Annotated in this window: 14 protein-coding genes, 3 rRNA genes and 1 pseudogene; 2 read left to right on the top strand and 16 right to left on the bottom strand. The window is 67.0% G+C overall.

All coding sequences use genetic code 11. From position 1 onward, the window contains the following. The 9 genes and pseudogenes from HDA40_RS35795 to HDA40_RS35755 all read right to left on the bottom strand — a co-directional run bounded on the left by HDA40_RS35795 (position 1) and on the right by HDA40_RS35755 (position 8,931). Positions 1-930, bottom strand: a complete 930-nt coding sequence (locus HDA40_RS35795; protein ID WP_253762296.1) for a copper transporter — start codon at positions 928-930, stop codon at positions 1-3. Between the two features lie 11 nt (positions 931-941). Beyond that, the gene (gene steA / locus HDA40_RS35790) at positions 942-2,120 is read right to left on the bottom strand and encodes a putative cytokinetic ring protein SteA (protein WP_253762295.1); all 1,179 of its coding nucleotides are present in this window, start codon (positions 2,118-2,120) and stop codon (positions 942-944) included. A gap of 409 nt (positions 2,121-2,529) precedes the next feature. Continuing rightward, positions 2,530-4,272: a DNA repair protein RecN gene (gene recN, locus HDA40_RS35785; protein ID WP_253762294.1), complete on the bottom strand. Its 1,743-nt coding sequence runs from the start codon at positions 4,270-4,272 to the stop codon at positions 2,530-2,532. Positions 4,273-4,350: 78 nt separating this feature from the next. Beyond that, positions 4,351-5,238: an NAD kinase gene (locus tag HDA40_RS35780; protein WP_253762293.1), complete on the bottom strand. Its 888-nt coding sequence runs from the start codon at positions 5,236-5,238 to the stop codon at positions 4,351-4,353. Continuing rightward, entirely contained in the window at positions 5,231-6,070 is an 840-nt protein-coding gene (locus HDA40_RS35775; RefSeq protein WP_253762292.1) for a TlyA family RNA methyltransferase, read from the bottom strand. The genes HDA40_RS35780 and HDA40_RS35775 overlap by 8 nt, the downstream gene beginning before the upstream one ends. 10 nt (positions 6,071-6,080) lie before the next feature. Beyond that, positions 6,081-6,293, bottom strand: a complete 213-nt coding sequence (locus HDA40_RS35770; protein ID WP_253762291.1) for a hypothetical protein — start codon at positions 6,291-6,293, stop codon at positions 6,081-6,083. After that, positions 6,290-6,940: a phasin family protein gene (locus tag HDA40_RS35765; RefSeq protein ID WP_253762290.1), complete on the bottom strand. Its 651-nt coding sequence runs from the start codon at positions 6,938-6,940 to the stop codon at positions 6,290-6,292. The genes HDA40_RS35770 and HDA40_RS35765 overlap by 4 nt, the downstream gene beginning before the upstream one ends. 125 nt (positions 6,941-7,065) lie before the next feature. Further along, positions 7,066-7,866, bottom strand: a pseudogene (locus HDA40_RS35760) (HAD-IIA family hydrolase); the annotation flags it as partial. A 12-nt stretch (positions 7,867-7,878) separates the two neighbouring features. Beyond that, a complete protein-coding gene (locus HDA40_RS35755; protein WP_372503077.1) occupies positions 7,879-8,931 on the bottom strand; it encodes a tetratricopeptide repeat protein in 1,053 nt (350 codons plus the stop codon). Here HDA40_RS35755 and HDA40_RS35750 point away from each other — a divergent pair. Further along, positions 8,881-10,713, top strand: coding sequence for a hypothetical protein (locus HDA40_RS35750; RefSeq protein WP_253763977.1), 1,833 nt, complete (start codon positions 8,881-8,883; stop codon positions 10,711-10,713). The genes HDA40_RS35755 and HDA40_RS35750 overlap by 51 nt on opposite strands. 46 nt (positions 10,714-10,759) lie before the next feature. On the opposite strand, the gene rrf is transcribed toward HDA40_RS35750, so the two are convergent. The 4 genes from rrf to tyrS form a co-directional block, all read right to left on the bottom strand. Beyond that, positions 10,760-10,876 (bottom strand): 5S ribosomal RNA (gene rrf, locus HDA40_RS35745). A 107-nt stretch (positions 10,877-10,983) separates the two neighbouring features. Next, positions 10,984-14,101, bottom strand: a 23S ribosomal RNA gene (locus HDA40_RS35740). A gap of 400 nt (positions 14,102-14,501) precedes the next feature. Continuing rightward, positions 14,502-16,017, bottom strand: a 16S ribosomal RNA gene (locus tag HDA40_RS35735). The 16S, 23S and 5S rRNA genes sit together here, the layout of an rRNA operon. Positions 16,018-16,383: 366 nt before the next feature. Continuing rightward, the gene (gene tyrS / locus HDA40_RS35730; RefSeq protein ID WP_253762289.1) at positions 16,384-17,640 is read right to left on the bottom strand and encodes a tyrosine--tRNA ligase; all 1,257 of its coding nucleotides are present in this window, start codon (positions 17,638-17,640) and stop codon (positions 16,384-16,386) included. 56 nt (positions 17,641-17,696) lie between these two features. Here tyrS and HDA40_RS41820 point away from each other — a divergent pair, with 56 nt between their 5' ends. Beyond that, on the top strand, positions 17,697-17,828 hold the full coding sequence (locus HDA40_RS41820) for a hypothetical protein (protein ID WP_275978379.1): 132 nt from the start codon (positions 17,697-17,699) through the stop codon (positions 17,826-17,828). 30 nt (positions 17,829-17,858) lie between these two features. Here the strand turns inward: HDA40_RS41820 and HDA40_RS35725 are convergent, their stop codons facing one another. Genes HDA40_RS35725 through HDA40_RS35715 form a run of 3 tightly spaced genes read right to left on the bottom strand, consistent with a single transcriptional unit; the run spans position 17,859 to position 19,448 of the window. After that, entirely contained in the window at positions 17,859-18,302 is a 444-nt protein-coding gene (locus HDA40_RS35725) for a CBS domain-containing protein (RefSeq protein ID WP_253762288.1), read from the bottom strand. Positions 18,303-18,336: 34 nt separating this feature from the next. Next, positions 18,337-18,954, bottom strand: a complete 618-nt coding sequence (locus HDA40_RS35720; RefSeq protein WP_253762287.1) for a hypothetical protein — start codon at positions 18,952-18,954, stop codon at positions 18,337-18,339. Between the two features lie 11 nt (positions 18,955-18,965). Continuing rightward, positions 18,966-19,448: a peroxiredoxin gene (locus HDA40_RS35715; protein WP_253762286.1), complete on the bottom strand. Its 483-nt coding sequence runs from the start codon at positions 19,446-19,448 to the stop codon at positions 18,966-18,968. Positions 19,449-19,455 lie beyond the last annotated feature (7 nt).

Genomic DNA, 19,455 nt, shown 5'->3' with positions numbered 1-19,455 from the left:
TCAGGCAGGCATCTTCGGCATGAGCGTGGTCGCGCCGGACCCGACGCCGTACTGCCCCGTCTTGCCGACCACCAGTTGCTCCCAGGTCGCCAGCGCGGACACCACCTGACCCTGCGCGGTGTTGACGTCATCCACAGTCGACACAGACTTCACCAACGCCGGATCCGCGCGCACAGCCGAGATGACGTTGCCATCGCCGCCGAGGACCCCGGCCACCACCACCGGACCGGCCTTGTCGAACTGCACCACGGTGGTCTGCACGTTGCTGTTCTTGTCCGACGCCGAGGTGTCGGTGTACGGCATGCCCGAGATGATCACCGCCGCCTCGGCGGGCCCGCTGACCTTGCCGTCCACACTGAGATAACCGGCCTTGTTGAACGCGGTCAGCACCGAGTTCATGTCGGCCGTCGCGACGGCGGGCGTGCGGTCCATCAGCACCGCCGAGAGCAGTGTGCTCGCCAGCTCCTGCGCGTCGCTGCTGGACGGCAGCGCCGTGGCCGGGACGCTCGGCGGCAACGCGTTCTCCGCCAGCTCCATCAGCTCGCTGTCGTTCGACGGGTCGGTGAACTTGTCGTTCAGCGCCACCGTGCCGGTGACCTTCGCGCCCGCGACACCCAGCTGCTTGGTGACGCCGTCGACGAACTCCCGCCCGGACGGCATCACGACGATGAGGATCCGGCGCGAGGTCAGCTTGCCGGTCAGCAGATACGGAGCGGACTCGGCGACGTAGTCGTCCTTGCGGTTCTGCTCCACCGCCAGCCCGTCCAGCTGATCCCGGAGCTGGCTGTTGGACTTGCGCAGCGAGTTCACCGTCTCGTTCAGGGCGTCGGCCGCCGGCCCGTTGAGCGCCGCCGTCCCGACGACCAGGCCGATGGCCAGCGCGAGAAAGACCGCCGTGAGCGACACGACGTGGTACCTGAAGTTGATCACGATCCGTATCCCTAGAACAGCCGCTGCACTTGGAACATGAGATTGTCCCACCACTCCGCGACCACAGCGAGATAAGCCTTACCTACGGTGGAGACCGCCACTGCCGCCGCCATCGCGGCGATCGCCGACAGCACCAGAAGGAGCAGAGACGAACCGGAGATGCTCTGCCGGTAGAGCCGGCTGACCCCCTTGGCGTCGACGAGCTTGCCGCCGATGCGCAGCCGCGTCAGGAACGTCGACGCCATGCCGCCCCGGCCCTTGTCGAGGAACTCGACGAGCGTCGCGTGGGTGCCGACCGCCACGATCAGCGAAGCGCCCTTCTCATCGGCCAGCAGCATCGCGATGTCCTCGCTGGTCGCCGCGGCCGGGAAGGTGATCGCCGGCACACCGAGCTGGTGCATCCGGGCCAGGCCCGGCGCCCGCCCGTCCGGGTACGCGTGCACGATCACCTCGGCGCCGCAGCGCAGTACGTCGTCGGAGACCGAGTCCATGTCGCCGATGATCATGTCGGGTGTGTACCCCGCCTCGACCAGCGCGTCCGCCCCGCCGTCCACCCCGATCAGCACCGGCTTGAACTCACGGATATAGGGCCGCAGCACGTCGAGGTCGGCCTTGTAGTCGTAGCCGCGGACCACGATCAGGCAGTGCCGGCCGGCGACCTGCGTCGCGACCTCCGGCACGCCGACGCCGTCCAGGAGCAGATCCCGCTCCTGCTTCAGATACTCCATGGTGTTGGCGGCGAACGCCTCCAACTGCACGGACAGGCCCTCCCGGGCGTCCACCATGGACTTGGCCACCGATTCGGCGTCCTGCCGGATGCCGTGCGCGACCGGCTCGTCACCGAGGAAGACAGTGTTGCCCTCGATGCGAAGTTCGTCGCCCTCGCGGACATTCTGGAAGACGCCCTCGCCCAGATCGTCGAGAAGCAGTACGCCCGCCTCGATCAGCACCTGCGGGCCGAGGTTCGGATAGCGGCCGGAGATCGACGGCTTGGCGTTCAGCACCGCGCCGACGCCCACCGCGACCAGAGCATCGGCCGCGACGCGGTCGATGTCGACGTGGTCGATGACCGCTAGATCGCCCGCGCGTAGCCGGCCGACGAGCCGTTTGGTCCGTCGGTCGAGCCGTGCGGTGCCGATGATCGTGCCCGGTTCGGCGCCCCGGGTCCGGCGCAAGGTGGGTAGACGCATCGGGGCCATCCTGGCATGCCAGCTCCGTGATCGCCTACTCGACATGCTGATCACGGTACTGGCCTGGGTCTCTCCCCCGGAGGTGGACCGGCCCACTTCGCACGGTCGGGCTTGGTCCCCATGCTCGGCACTCTGCGCGCAATATTGCATTTGCACGCTCTCCGGACGCGGTTTTCACGATCAGGGTCAATTCCGCGCTGCTATTGCATCTCAAAACTTCCCATGATCATGACAAAGCGGCCATGGCCGATGCGCCATATCGGGCACATCGTCTCGTAAGCCGCGAATCCGCGTAGGAGCCGGGCGGGGCCGCACCGGGCAGCGCACGAATGCACGCCGCGAGCCTCGCCTCTTCGGTGCGCTCTTACGAAGCCGCGAGCGCACCGAAGCCGCAGTTACCGGTGGGCGATTACCCGCGTTCGCGAGCCGCCACGGCGAGCAGCTCCTCGGCGTGGGCGATGCCGAGGTCGCTGTCCGGCAGACCGGCCAGCATCCGGGCCAGCTCCCGCGCCCGCTCGGTCTCCTCCACGACGCGTACGCCGCTCGTGGTGATCGCCCCACCAGTGTCCTTGGCCACCACCAGATGCCGATCGGCGAACGCGGCGACTTGGGGCAGGTGCGTGACGACCAACACCTGGTGGCTGCGCGCGAGGCGGGCCAGGCGCTTGCCGATCTCGACCGCGGCGGTGCCGCCGACACCCGAGTCGACCTCGTCGAAGACCAGCGTCGGCGGGCCGCCGACCCCGGCGAAGACCACTTCGATGGCCAGCATCACCCGGGACAGCTCACCGCCGGAGGCGCCCCGCTGCAACGGCAACGCGGGCGCGCCCGGGTGCGCGATCAGGCGCAGCTCGACCTCATCAGCCCCGTCCGCGGTGACTCCGGCCTCCTCGCCGTCGACGACCAGCGCCGGCTCACCCCGCCCCGGCGTACGCGCCGAGACGACGAACTCGACCCGGGCGTGCGGCATGGCGAGCCCGGCGAGTTCCACGGTGACCTGCTCGGCGAAGGTGCCGGCGGCGGCGATCCGGGCGGCGCGCACCTTCGCGGCGGCGACGGCCACCTCACCGGCCAGCCGCAGCCGCTCCCGGTCCAGCTCCTCGAGCGCCTCGTCGGAGACGTCGAGGTCGGCCAGGCGCGTCCGGGCCCGGTCGGCCCAGGCGATGACCCCGTCCACGTCGTCGGCGTACTTGCGGGTCAGCGCGCGCAATGCGGCCCGGCGCTCGTAGATCGCCTGCAGCCGGTCCGGGTCGGCGTCGAGGCTGGCGAGGTAGGTGGACAGCTCGACCGAGACGTCGGCCAGCAACGTCGCGGCCTCCTCCAGCCGGGCGGCCAGCTCGCCGAGCACCGGGTCGACCGTGGACTGCGCCTCCAGGCTGCGCCGGGCGGCGTTGAGCAGGCTGTTGGCGTCCTCCGCCTCGTCCTCGGTGGAAATCGCGTGATGCGCCGTGCTGGCCGCCGTACGCAGCCCCTCGGAGTGCTCCAGCCGCTGGGCCTCGATGCGCAGCTCGTCGTCCTCGCCGGCCTGCGGGTCGACTCGGGTGATCTCGTCCAGCCCGAGCCGCAGCAGATCGGCCTCCTGGCTGCGTTCGCGGGCGTTGCGGCGGCGGTCGGCCAGGTCGTCCTCGGCCCGGCGCCACGCGGTGTGCAGCTCGCGGAACTCGGTGAGCAGCTTCTCGTGCTCGGGACCGGCGAACCGGTCGAGCGACGCCCGTTGCTCGGCCGGGCGCAGCAGGCGCAACTGGTCGGACTGGCCGTGTACGGCCAGCACCTGCTCGCCGATTTCGCCGAGCAGGCTCACCGGCACCGAACGCCCGCCGACGTGCGCCCGCGAGCGGCCTTCGACGGTGACGGTGCGGTTGAGCAGCCAGCTGCCGTCGTCGTCCATCTCCGCGCCCGCGTCGGCGACCCGGGCGGCGACCGCGGCGGCGGTCTGCGTGGGCAGCCGCAGCCGGCCTTCCACGATGGCCCGGCCCGGCTCGGCTCGCACCCGCCCGGCATCGGCTCGGCCGCCGAAGAGCAGCCCCAGGCCGGTCACGACCATAGTCTTGCCGGCACCGGTCTCACCGGTGATCACGTTCATGCCACGGGTCAGTGGCAGAGTCGTGTCCTCGATGACCCCGAGGCCGGTGATGCGCAACTCCTCCAGCACGACACAGAGATTAGTTCAGGCGTACGACGGTGTCACCCGCCGGGCGTCGCGCGCAGTGATAACAGCAGGTGAACGAGTTCAAGCCTGACCGCGCCAACCGACGACGGGCAGCTCGAACTTGGCCACGAGCCGGTCGGTGAACGGGCGCGGCCGCAGCCGGACCACGCGTACGGGCAGCTCTCCTCGACGGACGGTGACCCGGGCGCCCGGCGGCAGGTCGACCGTCCGGCGGCCGTCGCAGCACAGCAGCGCGCCGGTCGTGTACGGCTCCACCGTGATCACGAACGTGGACGTGGGTGCGGTCACCAACGGGCGGCTGAACAGCGCGTGCGCGCTGATCGGCACCAGCAGCAGGGCTTCGACCTCGGGCCAGACGACCGGCCCGCCCGCCGAGAACGCGTACGCCGTCGACCCGGTCGGCGTCGCGCAGACCACGCCGTCGCAGCCGTACCGCGACAGCGGCCGGCCGTCGACGTCGACGAGCAGCTCCAGCATCCGTTCCCGGGCGTTCTTCTCGACGCTGACCTCGTTGAGCGCCCAGGACGAGGCGAGTTCGATCTCGCCCAGTTCGACCGTCACGTCCAGGGTGAGCCGCTCGTCCACGGTGTACTCCCGGGCGACGACGTCCCGGACGGCCTGGTCGAGGTCGTGGATCTCGGCCTCGGCGAGGAAGCCGACCCGGCCCAGGTTGATCCCGAGCAGCGGAGCGCCGTAGGGGCGGGCCAGCTCGGCCGCCCGCAGGAAGGTGCCGTCGCCGCCGAGGGCGAAGACGATCTCGGTCCCGGCGGCCGCCTCCGGCCCGCACACGGGGGTCACCCCGGGCAGGTCGAGATCCTCGGCCTCCTCCTCCACGACACGTACGCCGAAGCCGGCCGCGAGCAGGTCGGTCGCGACCGTGCGGGCGTGTTCGGTGGAGTCCTTGCGCCCGGTGTGGGTCACCAGCAGCGCGTCCCGCCGCTCAGCCATCCGCGCCGCCCTCCCCGCCTGTTTCCGACACCTCCGAATGTGACACACCGGCCACCGTGGCGACCTCCTCGGGGTCGACCGGCGGTGCGTCCTTGCGGAACCAGAGGAAGAACTCGACGTTGCCCGACGGGCCGGGCAGCGGCGAGGCGACCACTCCGGCGACGCCCAGTCCAAGATCCCACCCGGCACGCGCGACGTCCACCACGGCTTCGGCGCGCAACGCCGGATCCCGGACCACACCGCCGGCCCCCACGCGTTCCTTGCCGACCTCGAACTGCGGTTTCACCATCAGGGCCAGGTCGCCGTCGGTGCACGCGGCCAGGGCGGGCAGCACCAGCCGCAGCGAGATGAAGGACAGGTCGGCCACGGTCAGCTCGACCGGCCCCCCGATCGCATCCGGCGTCAGCGTACGCACGTTGGTCCGCTCGATGACCGTCACGCGCTCGTCGGTCCGCAACGACCACGCGATCTGCCCGTAGCCGACGTCGACCGCCGCCACGTGCGCCGCACCCCGGCGCAGCAGCACATCGGTGAACCCGCCGGTGGACGCACCCGCGTCGAGGCAGCGCCGCCCCTCGACGGCCAGCCCGCGAGGGGTGAACGCGTCCAGGGCGCCGGCGAGCTTGTGCCCGCCCCGCGACACGTACTCGTCGCCGACGTCCGGCCCCGTCACACGAACCGGATCCGCCGTGTCGACCATGGCCGCCACCTTGCGGGCGACCTGACCGCGGACCTCGACCCGGCCGGCCTCGACCAGTGCGGCCGCCTGTTCCCGGGACCGGGCGAGCCCCCGGCGGACCAGTTCGGCGTCGAGGCGCAGTCGTCGTGCCATGGTGCTCCGCTCAGGCGTCGTCGATGGTGGACAGCGTCTCCCGCAGGGTGCGATGCGCCGCCTCGTACGCCGCGATCTGCTCCCCCACGGGCAGCTCGGCGGCGTTCTGCAGCGACCGCAGCGCCGCGTCGACGGCCCGATGGCCGGTCGCGCCGGGCGCGCCGCCGGCCGGCTCGAGGTCCGGCTCGAAGTCGGGCTCGAGGTCCGGCTCGGCGGAGGTCACGAAGTGGCCTTCTTGGCGGGCGCCTTCTTGGCCACCGTCTTCTTGGCGACGGTCTTCTTCGCCGGAGCCGAAGCCGTCTTCTTCGCCGCAGCCGAAGCGGAAGTCGTCTTCCGGGTGGCCGGGGTGGCGGGCTCAGCCTTGGCCGGACCCAGCTTCTCCTCCTCGGCGAGCACCGTCTCGACCGGCGTCGCCGCAGCCGACTTGGCCGGCGCGGCGGTCTTCTTGGCGACCGTCTTCTTCGCGACCGTCGCCTTGGCCGGAGCCGCCTTCGACGCCGGGGCAGCCTTCGACCCAGCCGTCTTCGCTGCAGCGGTCTTCGACGCCGGAGCCGAAGCGGCGGCTGTCGCCGGAGCGGCGGCCAGCTTGGCCTCCAGCTCGTCCACCCGCCCGCGCAGCTCGGTGACTTCCTCCGCCTTGACCAGGCCGACCCGGCCGAGCGCCTTGTCCAGCTCGCTCTGCACCAGCTTGGTGATGGCGCTGCGGTTGGCGTCGGCGCTGGCCATCAGGTCCTCGGCCATCGTCTGGAGTTCCCCGGCCTTGGCGTTGCCCTTGCCGACGATCTCGCGAACGGCCTTCTCCGCCTTCTTCCGCGAGGTCTTGGTGAGCCCGTAGGCCATCTCGAGGTACGACCGCCATGCTTCGGCCATCGTCTGCTCCCTTCGTCCGCGCGCCCGCCGTTCTGCCCGGGACGGCAGGCGCGACAAGTCCATGGGTGGACGGCGGAAGCCGCCCAACAGGAACCAAACTACCGTTCGGTGTCGGACGTGACGGCGTAGAGGGCGGTGAGATCGTCCGCGACGTGCGTCGGGCGCAGCTCCGGCGGGGTCTGCTCGATGTCCCCGCGGCTGCTTACCCCGGTCAGCACCATCAGGCTGTCGACCCCCGCGTGGCGCGCGCCCGCGATGTCGGTGTCCAGCCGGTCGCCTACCACCAGCGGCCGCCGGGCGCCGGTCAGCCGGGCCGCCGTCTCGAACAGGCCGGGTTCCGGCTTGCCGATCACCAGATCCGGCTTGCGATCCAGCGCGGTCGCGATGACCGACACGAGGGAACCGTTGCCCGGCAAGGGCCCGCGCGGGCTCGGCAGGGTCCGGTCGGTGTTCGTGGCGACCCACAGCGCGCCCGCCCGGATCGCCAGCGACGCCTCCGCCAGCTGCCGCCAGCCCACTTCCGGCCCGTAGCCCTGCACGACCGCCACCGGCTTGTCGTCCGCGCCCTCGACCAGGCTCAGCCCAGCCTCGCGTACCTCGTCCCGCAGCGCGTCCGCGCCGACCACCAGCACGGGCGCGTTCGCCGGGAACCGGCCGGCCAGGGTCGCGGCCGCGGCGCCCGCGGAGGTCAAGACCTCGGCGGCGCTCGCGGCCACGCCCATGCCAGACAACAGCTCCGCGACTTCAGCCGCTCGGCGTGACGCGTTGTTCGTCGCGAACATCACGGGTACGCCGTCGGCCCGCAACCTGCCGATGGTCTCCACCGCGCCGGGAATCGGCCGGTCGATGAGGAAGACAACGCCGTCCAGGTCCAGGATGACCAGGTCGTACGCGTCGACCAGGCGACCGGCCGAAGCCACGCTCATTCGCCGCGCCGATCAGGGACGCTGATCGCCGGACTCGTCACGGCCGGCGGCCGGACGATCCTCGGTCCGGTTGACCTCGGCGGCCGGGATGTCGGCGTCCGCGTCGAGATCGGCGTCGATCTCGTCGTCGTGCTCGTCCGCGAGGGAGTCGATGCCGTTGTTCTCGCCGCCGACTGCGTCGTCCTCGTCGTCCTCATCGGACTCGTCGTCGTAGCCGTCCGAGTCCTCGTCGTCGTCTTCCTCGTCGCCTTCGCGGTCTTCGTCTTCGTCTTCTTCGTCGTCGTCTTCGTCGTCGTAGTCCTCATCGGACTCATCGGACTCATCGGACTCATCGTCGTCGTAGTCGTCGTCATCGCCGTCTTCGTCGTCGTAGTCCTCGTCGTCTTCTTCGTCGTCGTAGTCCTCATCGGACTCATCGTCGTCCTCATCGGACTCGGCGTCGTCCGACTCGCCCTCACCCGACTCCTCGACGTCCTCGTCCTCGTCGTCTTCCTGGTCGTCGTCCTCCAGGTTGACGCCGTCGAGTTCGAGCAGCCGCTCGGCCGCGTCGGTGTCGCCCTCTTCGTCGGTCTCGGCCGCCCGGGAGAACCACTCACGGGCCTCCTCGGTACGCCCCGCGCTGAGCAGTGCGTCGGCGTACGCGTACCGGAGGCGGGCAGCCCACGGCTCGCCGCTGTCGGACGTCAGCTCCCGAACCTGGAGCATCGCCACGGCGGCGTCCTTCTGCCCGAGGTCGCCCCGAGCGCCGGCGGCCACGATGAGCAGCTCGATCGCCTCGGTCTGGCCCTGCTTGGCCCGGTCGGCCGCGCGGAACATGTCCACGGCCTTCTCCGGCCGGCCCAGCGCCCGCTCGCAGTCGGCGAGGACGGCCAGATGCGTCTGCCGACCGGTCAGCCGCTGATAGGTGCGCAGTTCCGAGATCGCGGTCTGCCACTCCCCAGCCCGGTACGCCGCCAGCCCGACCGCCTCGCGTACGGAGGCGATCCGGGAGGCCAGCCGACGGGCGGCGATGGCGTGCTCCAGCGCCAGCGGCGCGTCCTCGTCGATCAGGTAGCCGGTGGCCACCAGGTGCCGGGCGACGCGCTCGGCGACCGGACGCGCCAGCGTCAGCAGTTCGGCGCGGATCTCGGTGTCGAGCTCGTCAGCCTGGATGTCCTCGGGGATCTCCGGACCCTGCTGGCGCTCCCGGCCCTCGGCGTACCCGCCCTCGGTGAACCCAGCCTCGGTACGCGTCTCGCCCTCGGCGCCCGCGTCCTCCCGGACCGGGCGCTCGCCGCGGTCCCGGAAACCACCCTCGCGCTCGCGGAAGCCGCCTTCGCGACGGTCGCCGTAGCCACCCCGGTCGCCGCCACGGAAGCCACCTTCACGGTCGCCGCCCCGGAAGCCACCGTCACGGTCGCCACCCCGGAATCCGCCTTCGCGACGGTCGCCGGAGTCGCGACGCGGGCCACGGTCGCCATAGCCGCCACGATCGCGGTCGCCACCACGGAAACCGCCGTCACGCTGCGGACGGTCGCCACCACGGAAACCGCCCTCACGCTGCGGACGGTCGCCACCACGGAAGCCACCCTCGCGCTGCGGACGGTCGCCACCACGGAAGCCACCCTCGCGCTGCGGACGGTCGCCACCACGGAAGCCACCCTCGCGCTGCGGACGGTCGCCACCACGGAAACCGCCCTCGCGGTCGCCGCTGCGGTAGCCGCCCTCACGCTGGGGACGGTCGCTGCGGAAGCCACCCTCGCGGCGCTGTCCACCCTGGAACCCGCCACGATCGCCACCACGCGAATCCCGGTCCCCACCACGGAAACCACCCTCACGCTGCGGACGGTCACCGCCACGGAAGCCGCCCTCGCGACGGTCGCCGGAGTCGCGACGCGGGCCACGGTCGCCATAGCCGCCACGATCGCGGTCACCACCACGGAAACCACCATCACGCTGCGGACGGTCACCGCCACGGAAGCCACCGTCACGGTCTCCACCACGGAAGCCACCCTCGCGCTGCGGACGATCGCCACCACGGAAACCACCATCACGCTGCGGACGATCGCCACCACGGAAACCACCATCACGCTGCGGACGATCGCCACCACGGAAACCACCCTCGCGCTGCGGACGATCGCCACCACGGAAGCCACCCTCGCGGTCGCCGCTGCGGTAGCCACCCTCACGCTGGGGACGGTCACCGCCACGGAAGCCACCGTCACGGTCTCCACCACGGAAACCACCCTCACGCTGCGGACGATCGCCACCACGGAAACCGCCCTCGCGGTCGCCGCTGCGGTAGCCACCCTCACGCTGGGGACGGTCGCTGCGGAAGCCACCCTCGCGGCGCTGTCCACCCTGGAACCCGCCACGATCGCCACCACGCGAATCCCGGTCCCCACCACGGAAACCACCCTCACGCTGCGGACGATCGCCACCACGGAAGCCGCCGTCGCGGTCGCCGCTGCGGAAGCCGCTGTCGCGCTGAGGACGGTCGCCTCCCCGGAAGCCGCCACGGTCGCCGGAGTCGCGACGCGGGCCACGGTCGCCGCCTCGGTCGCCTCCGCGATCGCCGTAGGCACCACGGTCACGGTCGCCGCCACGGAAGCCACCGTCGCGGTCGTCCCGCCGGTAGCCGCCACTGCGCTGATCCCGATCCCGGAAGCCGCCCTGCGAACGGTCGCCGCTGCCGCCTTCGCGACGGTCGCCGGATCCGCGCCGGTCCTGACCGCCGGAGCGGTCGCCGTCGCGCCGGCTGCCACCGGACGCCGGACCTTTGTCACCGCGGCTATAGCGCGGATTGTCGTTTGCAGAGGAGCTCACGGTTACATCCTTCCATTACCGCGGGCATTTCCTGCGGCATAACGCAGTTGAGGGCCACCCATCCGGGCGGCCCTCAACTGGAAAGTTTGTCCGGCGGTGTCCTACTCTCCCACACCGTCCCCGGTGCAGTACCATCGGCGCTGGAGGGCTTAGCTTCCGGGTTCGGAATGTAACCGGGCGTTTCCCCTCCGCCATGACCGCCGTAACACTATCAACCTGTCAAACCACGAGCCCAAATCCGGCTACGAGTGGTTGCTGGTCGTGATGTGAAAAGTGAACGCGAGCAACAAGACGAATCTATCGTCGAATGTTTTAGTCAAGTCCTCGGCCTATTAGTACCAGTCCACTGAACCCGTTACCGAGCTTACATGTCTGGCCTATCAACCCAGTCGTCTACCTGGGGGCCTTACCCACTCACGTGGTGGGAGACCTCATCTTGAAGCGAGCTTCCCGCTTAGATGCTTTCAGCGGTTATCCCTTCCGAACGTAGCCAACCAGCCATGCACCTGGCGGTACAACTGGCACACCAGAGGTTCGTCCGTCCCGGTCCTCTCGTACTAGGGACAGCCCTTCTCAAGTCTCCTGCGCGCACGGCGGATAGGGACCGAACTGTCTCACGACGTTCTAAACCCAGCTCGCGTACCGCTTTAATGGGCGAACAGCCCAACCCTTGGGACCTGCTACAGCCCCAGGATGCGACGAGCCGACATCGAGGTGCCAAACCATCCCGTCGATATGGACTCTTGGGGAAGATCAGCCTGTTATCCCCGGGGTACCTTTTATCCGTTGAGCGACACCGCTTCCACAAGCCAGTGCCGGATCACTAGTCCCGACTTTCGTCCCTGCTCGACCCGTCAGTCTCACAGTCAAGCTCCCTTGTGCACTTGCACTCAACACCTGATTGCCAACCAGGCTGAGGGAACCTTTGGGCGCCTCCGTTACCCTTTAGGAGGCAACCGCCCCAGTTAAACTACCCACCAGACACTGTCCCTGAACCGGATAACGGTCCGAAGTTAGATACCCAAACACAACAGAGTGGTATTTCAACGTTGCCTCCACCCGAACTGGCGTCCGAGCTTCACAGGCTCCCACCTATCCTACACAATTGAGTCCGAATACCAATGTCAAGCTATAGTAAAGGTCCCGGGGTCTTTCCGTCCTGCCGCGCGTAACGAGCATCTTTACTCGTAGTGCAATTTCGCCGGGCCTGTGGTTGAGACAGTGGGGAAGTCGTTACGCCATTCGTGCAGGTCGGAACTTACCCGACAAGGAATTTCGCTACCTTAGGATGGTTATAGTTACCACCGCCGTTTACTGGCGCTTAAGTTCTCAGCTTCGCCGTGAGGCTAACCGGTCCCCTTAACGTTCCAGCACCGGGCAGGCGTCAGTCCATATACAGCGTCTTACGACTTCGCATGGACCTGTGTTTTTAGTAAACAGTCGCTTCCCCCTGCTCTCTGCGACCCCCACCAGCTCAGACAGCATGTGCCATCACCAGCAGAGGCCCCCCTTCTCCCTAAGTTACGGGGGCAATTTGCCGAGTTCCTTAACCACAGTTCGCCCGTCGCCTCGGTATTCTCTACCTGACCACCTGTGTCGGTTTCGGGTACGGGCCGCTCACAACTCGCTAGAGGCTTTTCTCGGCAGCATAGGATCACTGACTTCACCTGATACGGCTCGGCATCACGTCTCACCCCCATGTGCCACGGATTTACCTATGGCACGGGCTACACGCTTACCCCGGCACAACCACCGGCCGGGCTCAGCTACCTTCCTGCGTCACCCCATCGCTCACCTACTACCCACCAAGATCCCAACCACAAAAGCCTCAGCCCGAAGGCCTCCGCTCCCGCAGGAGGTTAGTACAGTGAGGTTCAGCGTTGACGCTGCTTCGCGGGTACGGGAATATCAACCCGTTGTCCATCGACTACGCCTCTCGGCCTCGCCTTAGGTCCCGACTCACCCAGAGCAGATAAGCTTGACTCTGGAACCCTTGGTCATCCGGCGGCAGGGTTTCTCACCCTGCTTTCGCTACTCATGCCTGCATTCTCACTCGCACGCGCTCCACGGCTAGGTCACCCTGCCGCTTCCCCGCACGCACGACGCTCCCCTACCCACCCACACGCCTAGACCGGAGACCCGCAGGTACATCCGGCCGAGCAAAGTGTGAGTGCCACGGCTTCGGCGGTGTGCTTGAGCCCCGCTACATTGTCGGCGCGGAACCACTTGACCAGTGAGCTATTACGCACTCTTTCAAGGGTGGCTGCTTCTAAGCCAACCTCCTGGTTGTCTGCGCGATCCCACATCCTTTCCCACTTAGCACACGCTTAGGGGCCTTAGCCGGCGATCTGGGCTGTTTCCCTCTCGACTACGAAGCTTATCCCCCGCAGTCTCACTGCCACGCTCTCACTTACCGGCATTCGGAGTTTAGCTGACTTCGGTAAGCTTGTAGGCCCCCTAGGCCATCCAGTAGCTCTACCTCCGGCAAGAAACACGTGACGCTGCACCTAAATGCATTTCGGGGAGAACCAGCTATCACGGAGTTTGATTGGCCTTTCACCCCTAACCACAGGTCATCCCCCAACTTTTCAACGTTGGTGGGTTCGGCCCTCCACGAAGTCTTACCTTCGCTTCAGCCTGCCCATGGCTAGATCACTCCGCTTCGGGTCTAGGACACGCGACTGAACCGCCCTATTCAGACTCGCTTTCGCTACGGCTACCCCACCCGGGTTAACCTCGCCACATGCCACTAACTCGCAGGCTCATTCTTCAAAAGGCACGCCGTCACCTTCAGCTCACGCTGTCAGCTCCGACGGATTGTAGGCGAACGGTTTCAGGTACTATTTCACTCCCCTCCCGGGGTACTTTTCACCATTCCCTCACGGTACTTGTCCGCTATCGGTCACCAGGTAGTATTCAGCCTTACCAGGTGGTCCTGGCAGATTCACGGCAGATTACAGGAGTCCGCCGCTACTCGGGACACGCCACAGGAGATCTGGAACTTTCACCTACCGGACTATCACCGTCTACGGTGCGCCTTCCCATGCGCTTCGACTAACCCCAGATTTTGTAACTCCTCGACCGGTTGTCAGCCCGATCCGTGGCATCCCACAACCCCCCACGTGCAACCCCTGACAGGTATCACACACGCAAAGTTTAGGCTACATCCGCTTTCGCTCGCCACTACTCACGGAATCACTATTGTTTTCTCTTCCTGCCGGTACTGAGATGTTTCACTTCCCGGCGTTCCCCCCTACACCCTATGAATTCAGGTGCAGGTAACACGACATGACTCGTGCTGGGTTCCCCCATTCGGACACCCTGGGATCACAGCTAGGTTGACAGCTCCCCCAGGCCTATCGCGGCCTCCCACGTCCTTCATCGGCTCCTGGTGCCAAGGCATCCACCGTCCGCCCTTAACAACTTGACCAAAGACAGATAGATACTTCTCGGCTTCTACAAACATGTCAAAAACATGCAGAGAAACAAGATGCTCGCGTCCACTATCCACATCTCAACAAACAACCAACCACAACCCACCAGACCAACACCAGCCCAGACTCCGAAGAGCTGACGGTATGAAGATCAAGGCGTGATCGGACCCAAGAAAACCGCCCCAGAGGCTTGTTCTCTCAGATACCCAACAGGGTGCTCATCATCCGATACCAGCCGCACCAACCCTGTTCCACGCAGAACTTTCGCCCCGCAGTACTAAGAGGTCGGCCGTTGCCGGCCCAGACTAACCAGTGTCTCCGCCAATTGAGCCCCCCGGACAGACATTCGCCATCCGTGAGGTCCTGCCCTGCTTTCACAGGGGAGGTGCTCCTTAGAAAGGAGGTGATCCAGCCGCACCTTCCGGTACGGCTACCTTGTTACGACTTCGTCCCAATCGCCAGCCCCACCTTCGACCGCTCCCTCCACAAGGGTTAGGCCACGGGCTTCGGGTGTTGCCGACTTTCGTGACGTGACGGGCGGTGTGTACAAGGCCCGGGAACGTATTCACCGCAGCAATGCTGATCTGCGATTACTAGCGACTCCGACTTCACGGGGTCGAGTTGCAGACCCCGATCCGAACTGAGACCGGCTTTTTGGGATTCGCTCCACCTTACGGCATCGCAGCCCATTGTACCGGCCATTGTAGCATGCGTGAAGCCCTGGACATAAGGGGCATGATGACTTGACGTCATCCCCACCTTCCTCCGAGTTGACCCCGGCAGTCTCCCATGAGTCCCCGGCATAACCCGCTGGCAACATGGAACGAGGGTTGCGCTCGTTGCGGGACTTAACCCAACATCTCACGACACGAGCTGACGACAGCCATGCACCACCTGTCACCGACCCCGAAGGACCCCGCATCTCTGCGAGATTTCCGGTGATGTCAAACCCAGGTAAGGTTCTTCGCGTTGCATCGAATTAATCCGCATGCTCCGCCGCTTGTGCGGGCCCCCGTCAATTCCTTTGAGTTTTAGCCTTGCGGCCGTACTCCCCAGGCGGGGCGCTTAATGCGTTAGCTACGGCACAGGAAACCGGAGAGGCCCCCCACACCTAGCGCCCAACGTTTACAGCGTGGACTACCAGGGTATCTAATCCTGTTCGCTCCCCACGCTTTCGCTCCTCAGCGTCAGTATCGGCCCAGAGACCCGCCTTCGCCACCGGTGTTCCTCCTGATATCTGCGCATTTCACCGCTACACCAGGAATTCCAGTCTCCCCTACCGAACTCCAGCCCGCCCGTATCAACCGCAAGCCCGAAGTTAAGCCCCGGGTTTTCACGGTTGACGCAACGAGCCGCCTACGAGCTCTTTACGCCCAATAAATCCGGACAACGCTCGCGCCCTACGTCTTACCGCGGCTGCTGGCACGTAGTTGGCCGGCGCTTCTTCTGCAGGTACCGTCACTTGCGCTTCGTCCCTGCTGAAAGAGGTTTACAACCCGAAGGCCGTCATCCCTCACGCGGCGTCGCTGCATCAGGCTTTCGCCCATTGTGCAATATTCCCCACTGCTGCCTCCCGTAGGAGTCTGGGCCGTGTCTCAGTCCCAGTGTGGCCGGTCGCCCTCTCAGGCCGGCTACCCGTCAAAGCCTTGGTAGGCCATCACCCCACCAACAAGCTGATAGGCCGCGAGCCCATCCCAAGCCGAAAAACTTTCCACACCCAACCATGCGATCAAATGTGTATATCCGGTATTAGCCATCGTTTCCGACAGTTATCCCAGAGCCCGGGGCAGGTTACTCACGTGTTACTCACCCGTTCGCCGCTCGAGTACCCCGAAGGGCCTTTCCGCTCGACTTGCATGTGTTAAGCACGCCGCCAGCGTTCGTCCTGAGCCAGGATCAAACTCTCCAACAAAGAATTCAAAAATCCTGGCAACACCAAATCAATGGTGCAACCAAAGGAATCATCACGAGGATGATATGTGCATACTTTGGCACTGGCTTTACAAGCACCCTGTTGAGTTCTCAAAGAACAAGCACACACCATCAACCACCCGACTTCCGCCGGGCCGCATCAGGGGCAACTCGTCCAGCCTACCCGACCGACTTCGCACACCCCCACCGGGGGCCTGCATCACTCGAGGATTCGCGCTCCGGCCTCCCGCCGAGGTAACCCTCGTCGTTCTCGTCCGTGCCGCGCTGGCCTGGAGAACATTACGGCAAAGCAAACGGCCCCCGCAAATCGGGGGCCGTTGTCCTGCGTCACATCGTTGATCGCACGCTATTTTCGCAGTTCAACACCGGCGATCGTCTTCTTTCCCTTGCGGAGTACGAGGAATCGCCCGTGCAGCAGCGTCTCCGGAGCGACCATGGCGTCGCCGTCGGTGACCCGTTCGTTGTTCACGTAAAGACCGCCTTCGGCGATCGCGCGACGGGCTTCGCCGAGTCCTGCGGTGAGCCCCGCTTCCTTGAAGAGACTGGCGTACGTGGGCAGTTCGTCCACCGTGGCCAACCCTGCCTCACCCAGCGCCGCACCCAACGTGGCCGGCGACAGGTCGTCGAGCGCCCCCCGGCCGAACAGCGCCTGGGAGGCCGCGATCACCTGCGCGGTCTCGTCCTTGCCGTGCACCAACGTGGTGAGCTCCTCGGCCAGCGCGCGCTGCGCGGCGCGGGCGTACGGGCGGGCCTGGGTCTCCTCCTCCAACGCGGTCAGTTCCTCGTGACTGCGGAAGCTGAAGTACTTCAGGTACCGCAGCACGTCCCGGTCGTCGGTGTTGAACCAGAACTGGTAGAAGGCGTACGGGCTGGTCATGGCGGGGTCGAGCCAGATGGCGCCGCCTTCGGTCTTGCCGAACTTGGTGCCGTCGGACTTGGTGACCAGCGGCGTGGTGAAGGCGTGCACCGGTCCGGCACCCCGGCGGCGGATGTAGTCCACCCCAGCGGTGATGTTGCCCCACTGGTCGGAACCACCGAACTGGAGCGAGCAGCCGTGGCGTACGTGCAGCTCGTAGTAGTCGTGGGACTGGAGCAGCTGGTACGCGAACTCGGTGAAGCTGATGCCGGATTCCAGCCGCGTACGCACGACGTCCCGGGCGAGCATCTTGTTGATCGGGAAGTGCTTGCCGACGTCGCGGAGGAACTCGACGACGCCCATCGGCTGGGTCCAGTCCAGGTTGTTCACCATGGTGGCCGCGACCGGCCCGTCGAAGTCGAAGTAGGGCTCGACCTGGCCTCGGATGCGGGCGACCCAGCTGGCGACGACCTCCGGCGGGTTGAGCGTACGCTCGCCGCTCTCTTTCGGGTCGCCGATCTGGCCGGTCGCGCCGCCGACGAGCAGCAGTGGCCGGTGCCCGGCGAGCTGCAGGCGGCGCGCCGTGAGCACCTGGGTGAGGTGACCCAGGTGCAGGCTGGCCGCGGTCGGGTCGAAGCCCACATAGAAGCTGATCGGCCCGGAGTCGAGGTGCTTACGCAGGTCGTCGAGGCCGGTCGAGTCCTGGAGCAGGCCCCGCCACTGCAGATCGTCGAGGATGTGTGTCACGCACCCGATTGTTCCGCATCCGCCCGGCCGGCCGCACACCGGTTTAGGTTGTCGGCATGAGCCCGCACTATCCGCACTCACGGCCGCCCCGGACGAGCAGGACCGTGGTCGTGGCGGCCGTGGTCGTCGTCGGCTTCCTCGTCCTCTGCACCACCGGCCTGGTGCTGGCGTCCCTGTCGACCAGCTGAGACCGGCCGGGAAGCGGGAGAACGGAAAAGTCAGCGGGTCTGCTGGCCCGTGCTGGGCGGAGCCGCCGTCACGGTGGCCACGAAGTGCGCCAGCTTGTCTTCGGACAGGTGCTGGGCGAGGTCGGCCTCGCTGATCATGCCGACCAGCATGTGGTCCTCGATCACCGGCATCCGGCGGATCTTGTTGTTCTCCATGAGGCTGATGACGTCGGACTCGTCCGCGCTCGCATCACACCACACCGGGGTGCCGTCGGCCAGGTCGGCGGCCGTCATCTTGGCCGGGTCCTTGCCCACCGCCACGCACTTCACGACGATGTCGCGGTCGGTGAGGATGCCGGAGAGCTTGTCGCCGGGGCCGCAGATCGGCAGGGATCCGACGTTCATGTCGCGCATCATCTGGGCGGCGCGGTCGAGCGTCTCGTGCGACGGCACGCATTCCACGCCGGGGTGCATGATGTCTCGGGCGCTGGTCATGTGCTCTCCCCCTCGGGTCGGCTTCCACCGCCCATCATGCGACGTCCGGCTCCGGCGCGCTGGGGAATCGATCTGGATCATCCTCGACGGGTTCAGCCTGCTCAAGCTGGGTGAGGATGGGGCTGAGCAGCTCGTCCAGCTCCCGGACGACGGCCACCACGGCGTGCCGGGCCGTCCCGGCGAGGTCGTCGGTGGGACCGTCCGGCGCGGGCGGCAGGCCGCCGAGCGGGATCGGCGCCTGCATGCTCAGGGTCGGCAGCAGGTAGGGCCGCTTGCTCAGGTCCTGCTCGCTGGGCCGGATGTACTGGCCGAGGATCCGCGGCCAGCCCTCCCAGCCCCGATCGCGCCACCATTCGCGCGTACGCGTCAGCTGCGGGGGCAGGTCGGAGACGATGCGGACGTCGGCGATCAGCGACCCATCCCAGTGGTCGCGGCGGCATTCGGCCCGGAGGATCCGGCGGTGCCAGCGGACCAGTCCGGGCTCCAGGAACGGCGGGGTCGCCAATCGCCAGGCGATGCAGGCGAACTGGACCGGGGCGATGTCGCCGAAGGCGGGCGTGAAGAGCACCGCCTCCTTGGTGACAAGTTCGGCGTACCGGTCGCCGTGCTCCCGGTCGTGCGCCTCGTCCAGCCAGAACGCCCGCACCGTCATGTACGCCGCCCTCAGGCCGAGGCCTGCTCGTGCGCCAGGTTCCGGACGATCTCCAGCGCGCCCTCGATGTGCTTGCCGATGTTGACCATCGAGGTGAAGGTGTGCCGGACCACGCCGGTCCGGTCGATCACGTAGGTGACCCGGCCGGGCAGGATGCCGAGCGTGGCGGGCACCCCGTAGCGCTTGCGGACCTCGCCGCGCTCGTCGGCCACGAGCACGAAGGGCAGGTTGTACTTGTTCGCGAACTTCTCGTGCGAGGCGATCGAGTCGGAGCTGATCCCGATGACCTGCGCGCCCGCTTCGGCGAACTCCTCGTAACTGTCGCGGAAGGCGCACGCCTCGGCGGTGCAGCCGCGGGTGTCGTCCTTCGGGTAGAAGTACAGGACCACGACCTTGTCGCCGCGGTAGTCCGCCAGCGTCACCTGCTCGCCGGTCTGCGCCGGGAGGGTGAAGTCGGGCGCTACGTCGCCGACGCCGATCGTCTTCTCAGCCATCGTCTGT

It is taken from the genome of Hamadaea flava, from assembly GCF_024172085.1.
GTDB classification, from domain to species: domain Bacteria; phylum Actinomycetota; class Actinomycetes; order Mycobacteriales; family Micromonosporaceae; genus Hamadaea; species Hamadaea flava.
This window is presented reverse-complemented; position numbering and strand designations above follow the sequence as displayed.